Origin of the sequence: Mesorhizobium sp. M7A.F.Ca.CA.002.09.1.1 (assembly GCF_003998555.1) — a bacterium.
Classification (GTDB): Bacteria; Pseudomonadota; Alphaproteobacteria; order Rhizobiales; family Rhizobiaceae; genus Mesorhizobium; species Mesorhizobium ciceri.
This window is the reverse complement of sequence record NZ_RZRR01001598.1, coordinates 1-470: the sequence shown is the minus strand read 5'-3', so window position 1 is coordinate 470 and position 470 is coordinate 1. Positions and strand designations below refer to the sequence as shown.

The window sequence follows — 470 nt, the reverse complement described above, 5'->3', positions numbered from 1 at the left end:
TCCTCGGCCCGCGCCGGAACCGGTTGACCGATGAGCCCATAGGCAATCGCCGTGCTGGCGCCGAAGGCGCTGGCCAACGCCAGGAACTCGCGGCGGCCAAGCGCGCCGCTCTTCGCGCCTTTCGCAAATGTGCCGATCGCCGGATGAAGAGGTCTGGATGTCATATCGGTTCTCCCATTGTTGATTTTACGCCCAAATTCGGTGGAATGCCCTTGCCGCGTCGTTGCTGGGCGCTGTTTTCTACAAGACGCAGCGGATGGCGGCGGGGCCGCGACGGCGAGGGGAAGGCAAGATGAATCTTCTGACGGCGATGCGGGTGTTCGATCGGGTCTGCCTGCTGGGCAGCCTGTCGGCGGCGGCGCGCGATCTCAACATGTCGACGACGGCCGTCAGCCGCACCATCAAGGAACTGGAAGACGACCTCGGCGTCCGGCTCATCAATCGCACCACAAGGCGCCTCAGCCTCACAG

Annotated in this window: 1 protein-coding gene; it reads left to right on the top strand. The window is 64.3% G+C overall.

Going from position 1 to position 470, the window contains the following annotated elements:
- Window positions 1-256: 256 nt before the first annotated feature.
- On the top strand, window positions 257-470 hold a 214-nt coding region (locus tag EN994_RS34870; protein WP_348631702.1), incomplete at its 3' end, for a LysR family transcriptional regulator.